The organism is Gabonia massiliensis (assembly GCF_001403595.1).
GTDB lineage: Bacteria > Bacteroidota > Bacteroidia > Bacteroidales > Coprobacteraceae > Coprobacter > Coprobacter secundus.
Genome location: NZ_LN877940.1, coordinates 1,200,156 through 1,215,866, shown reverse-complemented (window position 1 = coordinate 1,215,866; position 15,711 = coordinate 1,200,156). Strand labels below are relative to the sequence as shown.

General features: G+C 36.6%; 16 protein-coding genes. 8 read left to right on the top strand and 8 right to left on the bottom strand.

Annotation, left to right across the window (positions count from 1 at the left end; all coding sequences use genetic code 11):
• Positions 1-25 precede the first annotated feature (25 nt).
• From yfcE to BN2628_RS14655, 4 genes are read right to left on the bottom strand one after another with little or no spacing between them, the layout of a single operon-like run.
• Positions 26-568 carry a phosphodiesterase gene (gene yfcE / locus BN2628_RS14670; protein ID WP_044227687.1) on the bottom strand — a complete coding sequence of 181 codons (543 nt, stop codon included), beginning with the start codon at positions 566-568 and terminating at the stop codon, positions 26-28.
• Position 569: 1 nt separating this feature from the next.
• Complete coding sequence (locus BN2628_RS14665) at positions 570-1,094, bottom strand: IbrB-like domain-containing protein (protein ID WP_021930995.1); 525 nt, start codon at positions 1,092-1,094, stop codon at positions 570-572.
• Between the two features lie 9 nt (positions 1,095-1,103).
• Positions 1,104-2,390 carry a DUF3440 domain-containing protein gene (locus tag BN2628_RS14660; RefSeq protein WP_044227550.1) on the bottom strand — a complete coding sequence of 429 codons (1,287 nt, stop codon included), beginning with the start codon at positions 2,388-2,390 and terminating at the stop codon, positions 1,104-1,106.
• Positions 2,377-2,781 (bottom strand): hypothetical protein, encoded by a 405-nt coding sequence (locus BN2628_RS14655; protein ID WP_044227554.1) that lies wholly within the window; start codon positions 2,779-2,781, stop codon positions 2,377-2,379. The genes BN2628_RS14660 and BN2628_RS14655 overlap by 14 nt, the downstream gene beginning before the upstream one ends.
• Positions 2,782-3,363: 582 nt before the next feature.
• Here BN2628_RS14655 and BN2628_RS14650 point away from each other — a divergent pair.
• Positions 3,364-4,674: a phosphatase PAP2 family protein gene (locus BN2628_RS14650; protein WP_044227557.1), complete on the top strand. Its 1,311-nt coding sequence runs from the start codon at positions 3,364-3,366 to the stop codon at positions 4,672-4,674.
• Positions 4,675-4,686: 12 nt separating this feature from the next.
• Here the strand turns inward: BN2628_RS14650 and BN2628_RS14645 are convergent, their stop codons facing one another.
• Positions 4,687-5,031, bottom strand: coding sequence for a cupin domain-containing protein (locus BN2628_RS14645; protein WP_044227559.1), 345 nt, complete (start codon positions 5,029-5,031; stop codon positions 4,687-4,689).
• Positions 5,032-5,209: 178 nt separating this feature from the next.
• Here BN2628_RS14645 and BN2628_RS14640 point away from each other — a divergent pair, with 178 nt between their 5' ends.
• Positions 5,210-7,465 carry an inorganic phosphate transporter gene (locus BN2628_RS14640; RefSeq protein ID WP_044227562.1) on the top strand — a complete coding sequence of 752 codons (2,256 nt, stop codon included), beginning with the start codon at positions 5,210-5,212 and terminating at the stop codon, positions 7,463-7,465.
• Between the two features lie 7 nt (positions 7,466-7,472).
• Here BN2628_RS14640 and BN2628_RS14635 read toward each other — a convergent pair whose 3' ends face one another.
• Positions 7,473-8,303 (bottom strand): hypothetical protein, encoded by an 831-nt coding sequence (locus BN2628_RS14635; protein WP_052431477.1) that lies wholly within the window; start codon positions 8,301-8,303, stop codon positions 7,473-7,475.
• Positions 8,304-8,388: 85 nt separating this feature from the next.
• On the bottom strand, positions 8,389-9,093 hold the full coding sequence (locus BN2628_RS14630; RefSeq protein ID WP_044227565.1) for a YiaD family glycine zipper/OmpA-like lipoprotein: 705 nt from the start codon (positions 9,091-9,093) through the stop codon (positions 8,389-8,391).
• A gap of 221 nt (positions 9,094-9,314) precedes the next feature.
• Between BN2628_RS14630 and BN2628_RS14625 the strand changes: the two genes are divergently transcribed.
• Positions 9,315-10,016: a superoxide dismutase gene (locus tag BN2628_RS14625; RefSeq protein ID WP_317614744.1), complete on the top strand. Its 702-nt coding sequence runs from the start codon at positions 9,315-9,317 to the stop codon at positions 10,014-10,016.
• A 50-nt stretch (positions 10,017-10,066) separates the two neighbouring features.
• On the opposite strand, the gene BN2628_RS14620 is transcribed toward BN2628_RS14625, so the two are convergent.
• Positions 10,067-10,327, bottom strand: a complete 261-nt coding sequence (locus BN2628_RS14620; protein ID WP_021931010.1) for a type B 50S ribosomal protein L31 — start codon at positions 10,325-10,327, stop codon at positions 10,067-10,069.
• 246 nt (positions 10,328-10,573) lie between these two features.
• Here BN2628_RS14620 and BN2628_RS14615 point away from each other — a divergent pair, with 246 nt between their 5' ends.
• From BN2628_RS14615 to BN2628_RS14595, 5 genes are all read left to right on the top strand, one after another.
• On the top strand, positions 10,574-11,296 hold the full coding sequence (locus BN2628_RS14615) for a tyrosine-protein phosphatase (protein WP_044227570.1): 723 nt from the start codon (positions 10,574-10,576) through the stop codon (positions 11,294-11,296).
• A 21-nt stretch (positions 11,297-11,317) separates the two neighbouring features.
• Positions 11,318-11,605 (top strand): LysO family transporter, encoded by a 288-nt coding sequence (locus BN2628_RS14610; RefSeq protein ID WP_055098506.1) that lies wholly within the window; start codon positions 11,318-11,320, stop codon positions 11,603-11,605.
• Positions 11,602-12,204, top strand: coding sequence for a LysO family transporter (locus BN2628_RS14605; protein ID WP_055098504.1), 603 nt, complete (start codon positions 11,602-11,604; stop codon positions 12,202-12,204). Before BN2628_RS14610 ends, BN2628_RS14605 begins: the two co-directional genes overlap by 4 nt.
• A 358-nt stretch (positions 12,205-12,562) precedes the next feature.
• On the top strand, positions 12,563-14,830 hold the full coding sequence (locus BN2628_RS14600; RefSeq protein WP_257606502.1) for a TonB-dependent receptor: 2,268 nt from the start codon (positions 12,563-12,565) through the stop codon (positions 14,828-14,830).
• Between the two features lie 7 nt (positions 14,831-14,837).
• The gene (locus BN2628_RS14595; protein ID WP_055098473.1) at positions 14,838-15,689 is read left to right on the top strand and encodes a DUF4249 domain-containing protein; all 852 of its coding nucleotides are present in this window, start codon (positions 14,838-14,840) and stop codon (positions 15,687-15,689) included.
• The last annotated feature ends 22 nt before the right edge of the window (positions 15,690-15,711 follow it).

The following is a 15,711-nucleotide window of genomic DNA, read 5'->3' as shown; positions in this document are numbered from 1 at the left end:
TAAAATACAATTTTTATATTACACATCAAAGAGATTTTTCTAAAATAACTTCTCCATATAAGGAGTATATTACAATTTTTCCTAAAGAATAAATAGCAAAAGTCGGTAAACGTCCCTCTTTAGGCAAAGCTATCGATCCCGGATTACAAATCATCATATTCTTATCTATTCTCAGTTCCCATAAATGTGTATGCCCAAAAAGAAATATTCCTTCAGAAAAACCCTTCGGCAACTGATTAGGATTATAAATATGACCATGAGTAGCGAATATACGATAATCATTATCCAATATCAATGCATAATCCGACATACAAGAGAAATCAAGCACCATTTGATCTACTTCTGCCTCACAATTTCCTCTAACTGCTATTATCTCTGCAGAATATTGATTCAATAATTCGGCAACCCCCTTAGGATTATGTCCTTCTGGAAGAGGATTACGAGGCCCATGATAAAGAATATCACCTAAGATAATCAATCCATCACACCCCAATCGTTCATATTGGGCTAAAGCTCTCTTTAATGCAATTTCCGACCCATGTATATCAGAAATTATCATATATGTCATTTCACCGCATTTTTTCATTGATAGGAATACTGAATTCTTTATTAGCAAAAAGTGATGCTAAACCTGAAATCTGTTTTAGCCGCAATAATTCATCCTTATCCATTCCGATATGTTTTTGTATCCAAGAATCTGTCATACCGGCCTGAGTCAGTTCCGACACAATTTCACACATCAATTCGATACTATGAGTTCCTCGTGCTCGATTATGACGAATTGTCGAAGCCATACGATTCGACAAATCTTTTTCTATAACCACAACCGGAAGCAAACCCTTTTCCCGTTCGTAAATCCTTTTAGACGTTTTGAGCACCGAATAACGATGAAATCCGTCCACCAATTCATACATATCTTCATCTGCAACATAATAACAGACGCAAGGCATTGTATAACCATCTTCCCAAATTGACAACTCCAACAATTTCATCTCTGGTGGTGGTACGATGTTTGGATTATAATTATTTGCTCTGACTTTTTCTACAGGAACTGCTTTTACATTATAAACAGGACTTATGAAAGACTTTTTCATATACTCGTTTTACAATATATCTTTATATTTCTCAAGTATTTTTTCTTTACGTTCCCGCTCGCTTTTATTCAATGCAAATCCCATATATTTGCAAGCGTGATCGTTCTTCAAAATACAAATACAAACTCTTTTAAATGTAGGTATCTCTCTAAACTCTGCAATATCTATATCATCCAAATACTCCATTCTTACAGGCTTTTTTGTGGTTTTATAATTTGTATCAGGCATGACAGTAATCTCGATTCCCGCATTCTTCAACTTCTGGATTGTTTCATCCGAAAGACAACCTCCTTTTCTACGCCAAAAATCAATACTGACAGATAACTTTTCAAGATAATTATTTCGTGTCGATTCAGGAAGCGTAGATAATAGAAAATGCATATAACTCTCCCACGTATGACCTTCAGGCAACTTGACCGACTGCCAACCGACTGCAGATGTGCCCCCATATATACCTGAAAAGTTCACACCGTTAACTCGTCCGATCAATCGTCCCCAAGTATTAGGGTCTATCGCCCGATATAAATGCAGGCTCTCTTGCGCAGGAGAAATAAAAGGACTGGCAACGCGCTGACGATCTAAACTAATGCCCGCTTTATAATACAAATCATATAACCGATTATAATCCCAACCGAACTTTCCATTTGCAGTCCACACGTCGGTGGTTTGCCAATCATATATCGGATAAACGTTGAATATATTATCATATAGTTTTTTCGTCCACTTTAATCCCATGAATTTACTATAAACATTCTCTCGATAAATTGTACGCCATCGATTCAAACTTTCTTGGGTACGGATACCTACCATACAACACGTACGTCGTGCTTTCTTCCGCCTATGTAACCATTCACAAAATTTAAACTGAAACTCGTAATCCCACATGTCAGGATCATAAAAAGGAAAATCTTTTACAGAATAACATCCCTCAGGCATCCGACGCACCCATAAATCACGCATCGACTCCTCCCACGGACGCCAATATGTTTGGTACATAGAAGCACAAGTTGTTACCTTGAAAGGAACACATATCCTGTATACATCCAATATATCTCTATTTTGAGATAACATCCTGTCGACATACTCTGTCGTCATTTTATACTGGGCTTCATAATCGAGATGCAATACACCGATTTTACGATTCAGATTATGTGTACGAATATAATCTATACATAGATTCAATAATACTCCACTATCCTTTCCTCCTGAAAATGAAACATATATATTATCAAATTCTGCAAAAATATTTTCTAATCTTCTTTGTGTCAGTTCATAAACATTCTTACGCAGCGCCATAGCTCCACTCCATTTTTACATACTTTTTCCACTCTTTTATTGTATTGAAACCATTCTCCTCGAAAATTTTCACATGGGGAGTCTGTACAACTCCCTCCAATACATAATGAGCTCCTAAAGCTGCTTTTACCTCCTTCAAAAGATCAGATAACAAGCCCATATTATCACCTGCCACGTAATAATTATTCAATATGGCCTTTTCATCCCTTATCTCAACCGGAATAAAACCAATTGGTGTATTATCGCTCAAAGCAACATACCAAATAAAATTTTTTGATGTTTTAAATGGATAATTATTGTTATATCTAAGTACCCTCGGGTTCATCACCAGAGGGGCAACCAATTGATAAAGGCGGGTATCAAGCCCTTGGAGAGATTCTATCTTTATCATAATTAATACGAAAATAAAAAGTTATATTTTTACAGACTAATTATACTTATTTATTCACTTAATATGGAGACCATATATACTTATTTTTTAAAAGAATATAAGCCTGAAATTTGTCTTTTTTATTATATGAATACAAATATAATAACAAATTCTTTAAATCATAAAACGACATTCACTTTTTTATCTATTATATATAAGTCTTGTATAGACTTAAAATATCATTAGATTTTAACATTTATCTCCTTTCTATTATTATAAATTCGAATTTTAAAAATTTTGCAATGCCTAAAATCAACACTTTAAAACATCACTTTTTTATTTTTTTTGGTAATCGCAAATTTAAAATTTAAATAATTATTTCTACCTGATTTATCTAATTTTATATAACAAGAATAACAATAAATACACGAAATATCAACATATACAAGCAACTGCATTTATAAATAAATTCATAAAATTCAAATGTAATACAAATAACCTTTAAATTAATTTTGTCAATTTACCCTATTTTTATACATTCGCGGCTAATTTCATTACATTATATAATATATTATATTCGTTTTTATTTCAAATAACAACTCTATGAGAATCAAAATATTAATTATCCTTTTCATTTCTTGTGCACTTTTAAATGCAACCAAGACATATGCTCAACAAGATTCTATGCATTTATCCCTATACCACACTCCTTTAATAAAAATAAATAATACTAAATGGGATAAGTTTAAATCCAGTAAGTTTTATCAAACTACTTATATCAGTATACCGCTGATTGCCGGTGGATTGATGCTTAAGAATGAAAGTAAGCCTTTCAGGACACTACGAAATGACTACATCCCGAATTTTCATTATAAATATGATGACATTCTTCAATATGCTCCGGCAATTGCCATGGTAGGGATGAAAATCGGAGGAATAAAAAGTCGGAACTCTTGGGGGCGTATGTTAACAGCAGATGCCTTTTCTGCAGCATTGATGGCAATAAGTGTAAATGCAATAAAATATACGGCAAAAGTACAACGCCCTGACGGGTCAAATTACAAATCATTTCCCTCAGGACACACTGCTACTGCCTTTATGACGGCAACTATGTTGCATAAAGAATACGGGCTGACTATAAGTCCATGGATTAGTGTCGCCAGCTATTCTGTAGCCACAGCAACCGGAATATCAAGACAGTTCAATAACCGACACTGGTTGTCTGACGTATTAGTCGGTGCGGGAATCGGTATTCTAACTACAGAATTGGGCTACCTGTTGGCAGATGTCATATTCAAAGATAAGGGAATAACTCGAGATTATCTTAAGTTCAATCAAATAGACCCTTACCGCAAACCGTCCTTCTTTGGTCTGTATATGGGATTTGGCCTTCTACCAAAGACTTTATCGCTCAGTAACACTCTAAAACTAAAAACCTCTACCGGAAGTCACGTAGGTTTAGAAGGTGCCTACTTTTTCAATCCTTACATTGGAATAGGAGGACGCTTAGCTGTATCGACAATTCCCGTTACCACAACAGGGAAAAAAGAAGATTTATGTGACCCGGTTGATATGAACTTAGGCCATATCGGGGCATACTTTTCCTATCCCATTAGCCGCTGTTGGCAAATAGGCAGTAAACTACTAGGGGGGTACAATTTCTCAACTAAAAGCGTAATAGTTCCTGACGCAATATATGTCAAGGAAAGATTTCAGCCAGGAATGGGGACTGGAGCTTCAATATCGTACGTTGCTAAGCAGAATTTCGGTGTTCGTTTTTTCTTTGACTACTCGCTTTCGTCCGCTTCATTCAATCTTGAACCCAATAGCCAACTGAATATTCCTGAAAAGCAAAGCATTCATAAACTATTACATATGATGACTATAGGAGCTTCGACCAATATCCTATTTTAGGAGAACCAACTTTTAGCCTTTCAAAAAATCTTCCCGAAATGGATTAAATGTATCTATCAATATCCCAGATTCGAGACATACGACTCCATGTTCCGTATCAGGTGACACATAAAAGCTGTCTCCTGCAATCAAAATCTGCTTTTCATCTCCTATCTTCACTTCGAAACGCCCTGATGCAACATAACTGGCCTGTGTATGAATATGTCGATGCGGTGTTCCGATTGCCCCTTTTTCAAACTCAACCTTTACCATCATCAAATTTTCATTATAGGCCATAATCTGCCGGCGTACTCCCTCTCCTGCATTTTCCCAAGGAGTCTCACACTCACGAATATACACATCACTTACTTTTACCATATACTATAGAGAATTTAGATTTAACTCAAACATCAATTTTCCAGAAACAAATATAAGAAATATTATTTTTTCTTTATCACAATCTCATTTTGTAACCCTATTGTAACATCTTTTTTATTTCTTTGCAGCAAATATTAAAAAAAGTATAATAACAGATACAATTAGCCGACCCGCTTTTATGGAAACATTTTACCTTTTTATTGTTATTTTCCTGTTCATCCTGGCGATATTCGATTTAGTCGTCGGAGTCAGCAACGATGCTGTCAATTTCTTGAACTCGGCTCTTGGTGCCAAAGCAGCTCCTACCCGGTTAATTCTCGGCATTGCAGCTCTCGGTATCTTTGTCGGAGCAGCGTTATCAAATGGAATGATGGATATTGCACGCCATGGAATTTATCAACCGGAGCATTTCTACTTTTCAGAAATTATGTGTATTCTTTTGGCTGTTATGCTTACCGACGTTGTACTTCTTGATGTATTCAATTCATTAGGTATGCCTACTTCCACAACCGTATCGATGGTATTCGAACTCTTAGGTGGAACTTTCGCCCTTTCAATCATTAAAATTATCGGTGACCATACTCTCAATTTCGGAGACTTACTGAATACAGACAAAGCACTCTCCGTTATTTTAGCTATTTTCGTCTCTGTTGCCATTGCATTCTTTTTTGGTACTATCGTACAATATATTTCACGTATTATTTTTTCATTCAATTATAAAAAAACATCAAAATATTTTGCTGGTATATTCGGAGGCCTTGCAACTACAGCAATTATTTATTTTATCTTAATAAAAGGTATAAAAGATACCCCTTTCATGCCTGACAGCTATAAAAACTGGATAAATGAAAATACCTCTTTTCTCGTATTTTACTGTATAATCGGTTTTACTATACTGATGCAATTTTTTTATTGGCTACGTATAAATGTTTTCAAAATAGTCGTACTTCTTGGAACATTTGCATTAGCCCTTGCTTTTGCCGGGAATGATTTAGTCAATTTTATCGGAGTCCCCTTGGCCGGATTTTCATCATACATGGACATAACTTCCCAACCCGGGACGGTCAATCCCGGTACATATCTGATGACCTCCTTAATGGGCTCAGCAAAAACACCTTGGTATTTTCTCATAGCTTCAGGGACAATTATGGTTATTGCGTTATTTACTTCTCGAAAAGCCCAAAACGTTGTAAAAACATCCCTTGACCTATCACGACAAGAAGAAGGAGAAGAGGCCTTCGGTACATCGCCCGTAGCCCGGGTTATTGTCAGGGTATCAAGTAATATGGCATCTTCGATACAGAATATTATTCCTGTAAAAACGAAACAATGGATTGATTCCCGATTCAATCAGGACGAAGCCATCTTAAAGGAAGGTGCTGCATTCGACCTGATACGAGCATCTGTAAACCTTGTGTTAGGAAGCCTTTTAATTGCATTAGGAACATCGCTAAAATTACCATTATCAACTACTTATGTAGCCTTCATGGTCGCTATGGGTACATCCCTCGCTGATAGAGCTTGGGGACGCGAAAGCGCTGTATACCGCATCACAGGTGTACTTTCTGTCATAGGTGGCTGGTTCATTACGGCTGGAGCTGCATTTTTTATTTGCTTCTTTGTCACACTTATTATTCATTATGGAGGATTCGTTGCAATCATTATCCTTGTCGCTCTGGCAATATTCCTGCTTATCCGAAGCCAATTTGCTTTCAACAAAAAACTAACTCAACAAAAAGGTAATCCTACCGTTACAAAACTAATGTCAACTCATGATACAGAGGAGGCGCTTACCTTGTTAAGAAAACATACTCGGGAAGAACTGTCCGGAATACTCGACACCGCGGCTAATACTTTCGACCATACAGTAACTGCATTTATGTCTGAGAGTTATAGAGGACTTCGGAAAACAATGAACCGAATAGATGATGAAAAAATACATCTGAAACAAGTAAAACGCATCGGGACTTTAGGAGTAGCACACCTCGACAACAATACAGCTATAGAAAAAGGCCTTTATTATTATCAGGGAAATGATTTTATCAGCGAAATTATCTATAGTATCGGACGCATATGCGAACCTTGTCTCGAACATACAGACAACAACTTCAATCCTCTGCACAATGATCAGAAAGAAGAGTTTACACATATAGCTTCCGGCATTACGGCTCTTTTGCAAGACTGTAAAAAAATAATAGAAGAGAATGACTATTCTCGATTCGACGAGTTTATCAGGACAGCAAACTCTCTCATCAATAACTTGTCCCAGCTAAAACGGTCTGAACTTAAACGTATACAAGGACAAAAAGGTAGTCTGAAAGTAAGTATGGTCTACCTTACCATGATACAAGAAGCTCAGAATGTCGTAGCATATGCTATAAATCTGATAAAGGTAAGTCGTAAGTTTCAGGACATAACAAACCCCGTCGAATAAAAACATTTTATAATTGCAATCTCAAATAAGCCCGGTCATCGAAAGAATCGTTCATCCGGGCTACTCCTTTTGTCGAAAGATATTCCCCAATACATAACGGATCGTGCCCCAATATATTAAATAAGACTTTCTCGGTCTCTTGCAAGTTATCACACAAAACAGGATACCCATCTGAAGCCAAAACAATTTGCGCACATTTTGGAACACTAATAACTCTCACCTTTGAAAGTAAAACCGGAAAACCATCTAAAACCGGATAAGCATATAAAGAATCAACTTCTGAATTTTGCCAAATAACCTGCTTCTTTAACAAAGGAAGAATATACTCCCTACCAACATCTTTCTTTTGTAACTCTTCAACCGTTTTCCCCCTTAGAAGCTCTGTCTTATTTACATAAGAACGTACCTCCGAAAAAATTCGGTCCACCAATTTTTCATTTTTATACGTAATGCCATTTATACGACATTGACAATCTCCAATAAGCCATACTTCATTATAGCAAACGCTAAAAATTACAGCAGAAGCCGAAAATCTATTTTCTGGATACTGGCACACATCATCCTCCAAACCATATTTTATATAGCAAGAACGTATCTTCTCAGTAATCAAATCCGTTACCATTTTCAAAGGACAATCATATGGTAAATCTATAATAGCCTGCTCTATCAACTCTGCCGCCCAGAAACCGGGAGTTCGGTTCAGAATATTCACAGAAGCCTTATTCGTTACCCCATCAATGACTGCGCAATAATAAGGCGTGATGACAATCCTATCTTCACAAGATATAACTTCTGATTTTCCTTTTACAAAACTTTCTACAACTACATAATTGCCCATATACCTAATGATCTTTTAACCGGAAGATATAAAAAAAGAGTGAATTTCTATAATCAAAATCCACTCTTTTTTCATTAAATATTATCTACTGTGCTTGTTCTATCATTTGAGGAGATGCTGTTATATAAATTTCTACACGCCGATTTTGGGCTCGTCCTTCAGGGGTAGCATTACTTGCTACCGGATCATTCCATCCGAAACCTTTTACAGAAACCCTGTTCGACTTCACCCCATCACTCATCAAGTAATTTGCTACAGATTCGGCACGCTGTAAAGATAAACGTTCATTCAATTGCTGACTACCTGTATTATCCGTATATCCAAATACTTGAATATTGGTCTCCGGATTTTGAATCAAATTCTGAGCCAACTGATTTAAATCTTGTTTTGAAGTTGCATTCAATTGGCTCGAATTGATAGCAAACAAAATACCATTCTCAAAGGTCACTTTTATTGCCTGCAAATTATTACTGTCTTTTACTTTTTCAATCTGAGCGTTTTTTAGCTGTTCTTCCAGTTCTGCCTGCTGTTTGTCCATTTTACGCCCGACAAGAGCTCCGGCTCCCGAACCGACTGCAGCACCGACCAAAGAACCTATCCAAGCCCCTTTACCGCCTCCGGCAATAGCGCCTATCCCGGCACCCAAGGCTGCCCCCGAACCACCTCCGATGGCAGCTCCTTGTCCGGTTTTGCTCATACCTTGCCAAGCCGAGCATCCACTCGTCAACATCATCGATACACAAAGCAATGCTACCACACCTGTTTTTATTTCTTTATGCCATGTCTTCATAACTATTCAATCTTTAAATAATAATATTCTGACATGTAGAACATCCGTCATACGATAAAAGTTTTCAGAACCGGAATAAATTTTTATCTATTTTATATCATTGAGCCTTATACAAAACATTGTACTCCGATAATAGTTATTCTAATTTAATCTACATATATTATAAACATTCTTTATTGTTAGTGGGTTATAATACTATATAAAAAACAAAACAAAATAAAATGAAAATGACAAGACTTTTGAGAAAAATGCTGTTCCTCCTATTTTGGGGAGGCATGTCCGTACTATCATATGGGCAGCAAAATGAAATGATAATTATAACTCAGCAACCGTTACCCTACGGATACAACGAACTCGAACCGATTATCAGTGCAGAAACTCTGATACTACACTATGGAAAACATCTAAAAGGCTATATCGATAATGTAAACAAAATAATAAAAGACGATACAGAGAAATACGGGACAAACCTTGAAAGCATTGTGAAAAATTCTACCGGCAAATTATATAACAATGCCGCTCAAGCATGGAACCATAACTTCTATTTTGATACATTCTCACCCAAAGACAAAGCACAACACAAACCTTCTGGAAGTTTGGCGGAAGCCATCGATCATCAATGGGGAAATTTCGACCGATTCAAAAATTCATTCGCCCAGGTGGCCAACGATATATTCGGCTCCGGCTGGGTATGGCTGGCAAGAAAAAACAATGGCTCTCTTGAAATTCTAGGAGAAAGTAATGCCGGAAATATATTAAAAGACGAAGACGTAACTCCATTATTAGGCATAGATGTCTGGGAACATGCCTATTACATAGACTATCAAAACCGAAGGGCCGAACACATAGATGCTCTGTGGGACATCATTGATTGGAAAAAAGTAGAAGAAAGATATAATGCTGCCCCAAATAACGGAAAATAAAAAACTCCGAATCACATAATCCGGAGTTTCATATCTAAAATAGACAAATATTATTTCTTGTTTTGCATATGTTTTCCATAACGGCTCATAAACTTATCTACACGACCCGCAGTATCCACCAATTTTTGTTTTCCCGTAAAGAAAGGATGAGAAGAACTAGTGATTTCAAGCTTTACCAACGGATAAGTAACTCCGTCAATTTCTATAGTGTCTTTAGCAGCTATGGTTGAACGTGAAATAAACATGTCATCGTTTGACATATCTTTAAATACGACTGGACGATAATTGTCGGGATGAATACCTTTTTTCATTGTTATATTTTCTTTTAATTTTGTCAATTATAAATCACGTTGGTAGCGTGTAAATTTCTGTAATGGCTCGCAAATGTACACATTACTTTTGACTTGGCAAAAGAAATCAAAGATTTTTATAAAACTATAAACCGGGGCTTCTCTCTATACTCTATAATATAACGGGTTGATTATCTTTTTATATGAATCTATATCATATATTTAACAGAAAAAGAATTAAATTTGTAATCCTAAAAAAAGAAAATAATGTTCAGTATATTCAGTAAAAAAGCAAAACAGGCAACAATGCCTTATACTACCGATTTGCATTCTCATATATTACCCGGTATCGACGACGGTTCTCAAAATGTCGAAACTTCATTAAAGTTAGTAGACCAGATGCAACAATGGGGGATTACCAAAATAGTGACAACTCCTCACGTCACCGAAGAAACATTTGAAAATACACAGGAAACCATCGAAGCTGCGTACAACGAATTAAAAGCTCATTTAAATAATGATGCTCCTGAAATTATATTTTCTGCAGAATACCGCATGGATGAGAATTTCATGAAACATTTGAAAAATAATACTCTCATTCCTTTACCTAACGACTATCTGCTTATCGAAAATTCATTCGTTCAGCCTTTTTGGGATTTAAAGAACCTCATTTTCGAACTCCAGCTGAAAGGTTTCAAACCTATACTGGCGCATCCCGAACGTTATACTTATTATTATGAACAAAAAAGAATATATACCGATTTGATACATCTGGGATGCCTTTTCCAAATAAACTGGCTCTCTATCGCCGGATATTATGGCAAAGATACAAAGGCTATCGCACATTGGATGATTGATAACGGTTATGTCGATTTTATGGGAACTGATTTGCACAATATGCACCATGCTGAAGCCATTACCGAATATCTAAATAGTAAAGATTACCAAAAAGTCATACGTAAACTAAATCTTAAAAACGAGCTTCTTTAAAATCTGTATTTTTCATTCATTATGTTTATTGTTATGGCTGTTATGGTGGCTGGAATAATCGTAGGCCACCTGTTACGAAAAAAGAAAGCGATATTTCCTATCATTGGAAAAATAAATATGTGGATTATTTTTTTGCTCTTATTTACCATGGGATTATCGACCGGACATAACCAAGAGATTATGAATAACCTCACCGGTTTAGGAGCCAAGGCCATTATTATAGGCATAGTCTCCACTTGCGGAAGCATTCTCGCAGCCACACTGTTGTATCATTATTTATTTAAAGACTCTAAAAAAAGCAGTAAATGAAATCGAGCATTATTATCGTCTTATGTTTCCTGACCGGAGTCCTTCTATCTTATTTTCAGTGTATACCTGCATTTCTTTTCAAATACGATTACAGCATATATATATTACCGATAATGATGTTTTTCGTAGGTATGTCTATCGGAGCCGACCTGAAAAGTCTTGTCCGCCCCATCCGGCAATATAAATCTCGTATCATACTTATACCCTTATCTACAATCGCCGGAACCTTGTTAGCATGTCTCCTACTATCATTTTTCATGCAAAGTATTCCGCTACGGGAAACTGTCGCTATCGGTTCCGGATTCGGCTATTATAGTCTCTCTGCCATATTCCTTACACAACTTGCGGGTAGTGACATAGGCATGATGGCTCTCATTAGCAATATGACTCGTGAAATATTTGCACTTTTGGCAATCCCTCTATTAGCTCATTATTGTGGGAAACTGGCCCCTATCGCGGCAGCCGGAGCTACTTCAATCGATACAACCTTGCCAATCATCAGTCAGGCATGTGGCAAAGATTATGTCGTTATATCCGTTTTTCATGGGATTATCGTAGATATATCGGTACCTGTTATTATAAGTTTGCTATACTTGTAAATATACTTCATTAAAAACACAAAAAAATTCCTTCCTTTTATCTCAAACCGAACAAAAAATTTTAGAAAAACTACAACCCTCCTTGATATACTGATACAATTCCAAATATTCTGAAAAACTTGAAAATTCTGCTATCATAATCAAGACAAAACAACAAAATATTTCCATAAAATTTAATCAGGCTCTTAGTATTATTGAGTAAATTCGCACAAGAAATATTATCACAGCTTTTTTGAAGAATAGGAACTTATATATCACCTTCTTATTTATAATAAAGTCTTTTTTTGTTATAAATATAAATGCCGAAAACGAAACAAATCGTTTTTCCATAAAGCTCCATATTTTCATAAAAGATTCCTTGACACAAAAACCTATTCCTGATGTAACCGTCTCATTGCCCGAATTACAAATAAATAAACAAACAGACGCGAACGGTAAGGTGACTATAAAAACGACAAAAGGCAATTTTATCATTATAACACAACATATCAGCTACGGATACCACCATCACTCGACAGTAATAAGCCAAGACACCACCCTGACTCTGTACATAGCTCCGATTTCATACAATCGCAACGAATTTGTTGTCACTGCCCGCCGGGAAAAGGCTATCGAAGGATTATCCGGAGGAAATATTACCCTAAATATACAACGCCTGCAAAATCTACCTCAATTTTTGGGAAGTTGCGACCCTTTAAAAATACTACAATTAACTCCAGGAGTACAAACTGCAGGAACAGGAAATTCCGGACTATTCGTACGGGGCGGAGAATCCGGACAGAATCTCGTTTTATTCAATGATGCACCCGTATATCAACCTTCTCATTTATTAGGTTTTTTCTCTATTTTCAATACCGGCCACATTTCATACCTACAGTTACAGAAAAACGGTATGGAATCACAATACGGAGGACGATTATCATCTGTACTACTTGTAAAATCTCCTGACACTATTCCGGAAAAAATATCAATTAGCGGTAACGTAGGTATCCTTGCCAGCCAAGCAACACTCTCCATTCCTTTAGGAAACAAATATGCTCTATATGTTTCTGCCCGTAAGACATATATGAATCTTATATTAAATCCTCTCTTAAGTGGATTGGGTGCGATCTCCGACGACGGAGAATCTTTCAATTATGATTTTCAAGATTATAACCTGTCCTTTATTGCACGTCCTTCAGAAAAAGATATCATCACTTTTCACTCTTATTTTGGTGCTGACAAATTCAAGTTGGAACAAGATGAATATCAACTGACCGGAAAAATGAACTGGAGTAATCTTGCAGCATCACTGCAATGGAAGCACAACTGGAATATTGACAAAAGTTTTCGTCAAATTATTTTTACCGGACGTTATCAAAATAACTTAAAAAATGACCAAACAGGATTCGATATCGAACTACCATCTCTCATTAGTACCCTTGGATATAAAAATGAATTTACTTTTAAGTCAGGTCCTGTAAAATATTCCTCTGGAATAGAATATAATTATTACTATCTGGAACCCCAAACACCTCTCCTCAAAATAAACCAGAATCTATATGACAATCTAGCCTACCAGAAATATAAAAACCACTCTCTGGCATTCTTCGCCGAAAGCAACTGGCAGATGACTCCCAAGCTGTCTGCCCGTATAGGGCTTCGGTATACCTATTACCTGCAGACCGGCCCCTATGACAATGTACTCTATAACGAATATGACGATGTTATCAGTTCTACCCACTTTTCCAAAGGGTCGAAAGTTTATGACAACCACTATATAGAACCTCGGGCAGAATTAAAATACAGATTTAGCGAAAATAATTCTGCACATATCTCTTACAATCACCATAACCAATTTATCAATTTGGTATCCATCTCATCCGTAGGTCTTCCTACCGATTTCTGGGTTCCGGCATCACGCAATATCCCCAGCCAGCATAGTGATAACTTTTCGGCAGGATATTATCACTCCATATACGAAAACGACTATGAAATATCTGTAGAAGGATATTATCGTCAAATGTCCGATCAAATGGAGTTGAAAAGTGAACTTTTCGATTTGATGAGCCAAAAATTCATTCTCGAAAAAAGCATTGCATACGGTAAGGGAAATGCTTATGGAGGAGAAATTATGCTGAAAAAAAATACCGGAAAAATTACCGGATGGATAAGCTATGCTTTGGGCTGGTCTTACCGGAAATTTCCGGAAATCAATAATGGTAAAAAATTCCCGGCCAAACATGACCGGCGCCACGACCTCTCTTTCACCCTCGTCTATTCTCCGAATCGAAAATGGGACTTCTCCTCAGTTTTCGTTTACGCTACCGGAAATGCGTTCACCCTTCCCATAGGAATGTATATAATGGGCGGATTACCCATAAAAGAGTATGGAGAGTATAACTCTTTCCGATTACCCGACTATCACCGTATAGATCTCTCGGCAACCTACTGGTTCTTCAAGGAAAAAGAAAGAGAAAGCGGATTCAACTTTTCTATATACAATGCTTATAACAGAAGCAATCCATTGTATCTATATTTCGGTGTCAAAGAAAGTGATTTGGAAAACAATTACTTAAAAATACGGCGCAAACAAAGTGCATTATATAAGATTGTTCCTTCTATCAGTTGGATGTTTAAATTTTGAAAAAACTATGATAAAAAAATTACTATACATATTCACAATAATAGTATTTACATCCTGTGTAAACAAATTTGGCTTCGATGAAGATGAATTTCAAGAACGTCTGGTGGTCGAAGGGTATATAGAAGAAGGTGAGTACCCTATTGTCATGCTTACAACAAACAAACCTCTCGGCACTGAAAGCAGCGTAGAAACTGTCAAAGACATGATTATTCGATGGGCAAAAGTAGTAGTCAGTGACGGGGAAACCGAAGACATTCTCATCGGTCGAATCGACGATAACTACTTTCCTCCATTTATATATAAAGGTACCAAGATAAAAGGAGAAGCCGGCAAAACTTACCAACTGAAAGTTATCTATGCTCAATACGAACTAACGGCACAGACAACGATTCCTCCCTCTGTCCCCATAGACAATATCTACTGCAACGACGCCCCCGAAAATGATTCCCTTTATCAGATACATATAGACTTCAATGACCCGGCAGAGCAAAAAAATTATTATAAAGTCTATACGCAAGTACTTCACAAAAATAAAAAATTTGTCCCTGCCTTAGGAGGAAATCTCAACGATAATCTATTCAACGGGCAACAGGTAAGTATAAAAATAAACCAAGGAATCGAACAACTCCCTGCCGAAAACATTCACACTGATTTTTACAAAGAAGATACCGTACGAGTCAAGCTGTGCACTGTGCCCAAAGAAGGCTTCGAATTTTGGAAAGGGTATGAAAATGAAGTTGTCAACGGACAAAACCCCCTAACTCCGGCTAATAAAAATCTTAAATCAAATATACAAGGAGGAGGTATCGGAATCTGGTGCGGTTATGGGAAAAGTATCTACTACATTCGGTACAAGTAAATATATATGTATTTGTTTACAT

Coding starts and splice junctions, on each gene's coding strand:
- yfcE (WP_044227687.1), bottom strand. CDS start 568: ATGACATATATGATAATTTCTGATATACATGGGTCGGAAATTGCATTA.
- BN2628_RS14665 (WP_021930995.1), bottom strand. CDS start 1,094: ATGAAAAAGTCTTTCATAAGTCCTGTTTATAATGTAAAAGCAGTTCCT.
- BN2628_RS14660 (WP_044227550.1), bottom strand. CDS start 2,390: ATGGCGCTGCGTAAGAATGTTTATGAACTGACACAAAGAAGATTAGAA.
- BN2628_RS14655 (WP_044227554.1), bottom strand. CDS start 2,781: ATGATAAAGATAGAATCTCTCCAAGGGCTTGATACCCGCCTTTATCAA.
- BN2628_RS14650 (WP_044227557.1), top strand. CDS start 3,364: ATGAGAATCAAAATATTAATTATCCTTTTCATTTCTTGTGCACTTTTA.
- BN2628_RS14645 (WP_044227559.1), bottom strand. CDS start 5,031: ATGGTAAAAGTAAGTGATGTGTATATTCGTGAGTGTGAGACTCCTTGG.
- BN2628_RS14640 (WP_044227562.1), top strand. CDS start 5,210: ATGGAAACATTTTACCTTTTTATTGTTATTTTCCTGTTCATCCTGGCG.
- BN2628_RS14635 (WP_052431477.1), bottom strand. CDS start 8,303: ATGGGCAATTATGTAGTTGTAGAAAGTTTTGTAAAAGGAAAATCAGAA.
- BN2628_RS14630 (WP_044227565.1), bottom strand. CDS start 9,093: ATGAAGACATGGCATAAAGAAATAAAAACAGGTGTGGTAGCATTGCTT.
- BN2628_RS14625 (WP_317614744.1), top strand. CDS start 9,315: ATGAAAATGACAAGACTTTTGAGAAAAATGCTGTTCCTCCTATTTTGG.
- BN2628_RS14620 (WP_021931010.1), bottom strand. CDS start 10,327: ATGAAAAAAGGTATTCATCCCGACAATTATCGTCCAGTCGTATTTAAA.
- BN2628_RS14615 (WP_044227570.1), top strand. CDS start 10,574: ATGTTCAGTATATTCAGTAAAAAAGCAAAACAGGCAACAATGCCTTAT.
- BN2628_RS14610 (WP_055098506.1), top strand. CDS start 11,318: ATGTTTATTGTTATGGCTGTTATGGTGGCTGGAATAATCGTAGGCCAC.
- BN2628_RS14605 (WP_055098504.1), top strand. CDS start 11,602: ATGAAATCGAGCATTATTATCGTCTTATGTTTCCTGACCGGAGTCCTT.
- BN2628_RS14595 (WP_055098473.1), top strand. CDS start 14,838: ATGATAAAAAAATTACTATACATATTCACAATAATAGTATTTACATCC.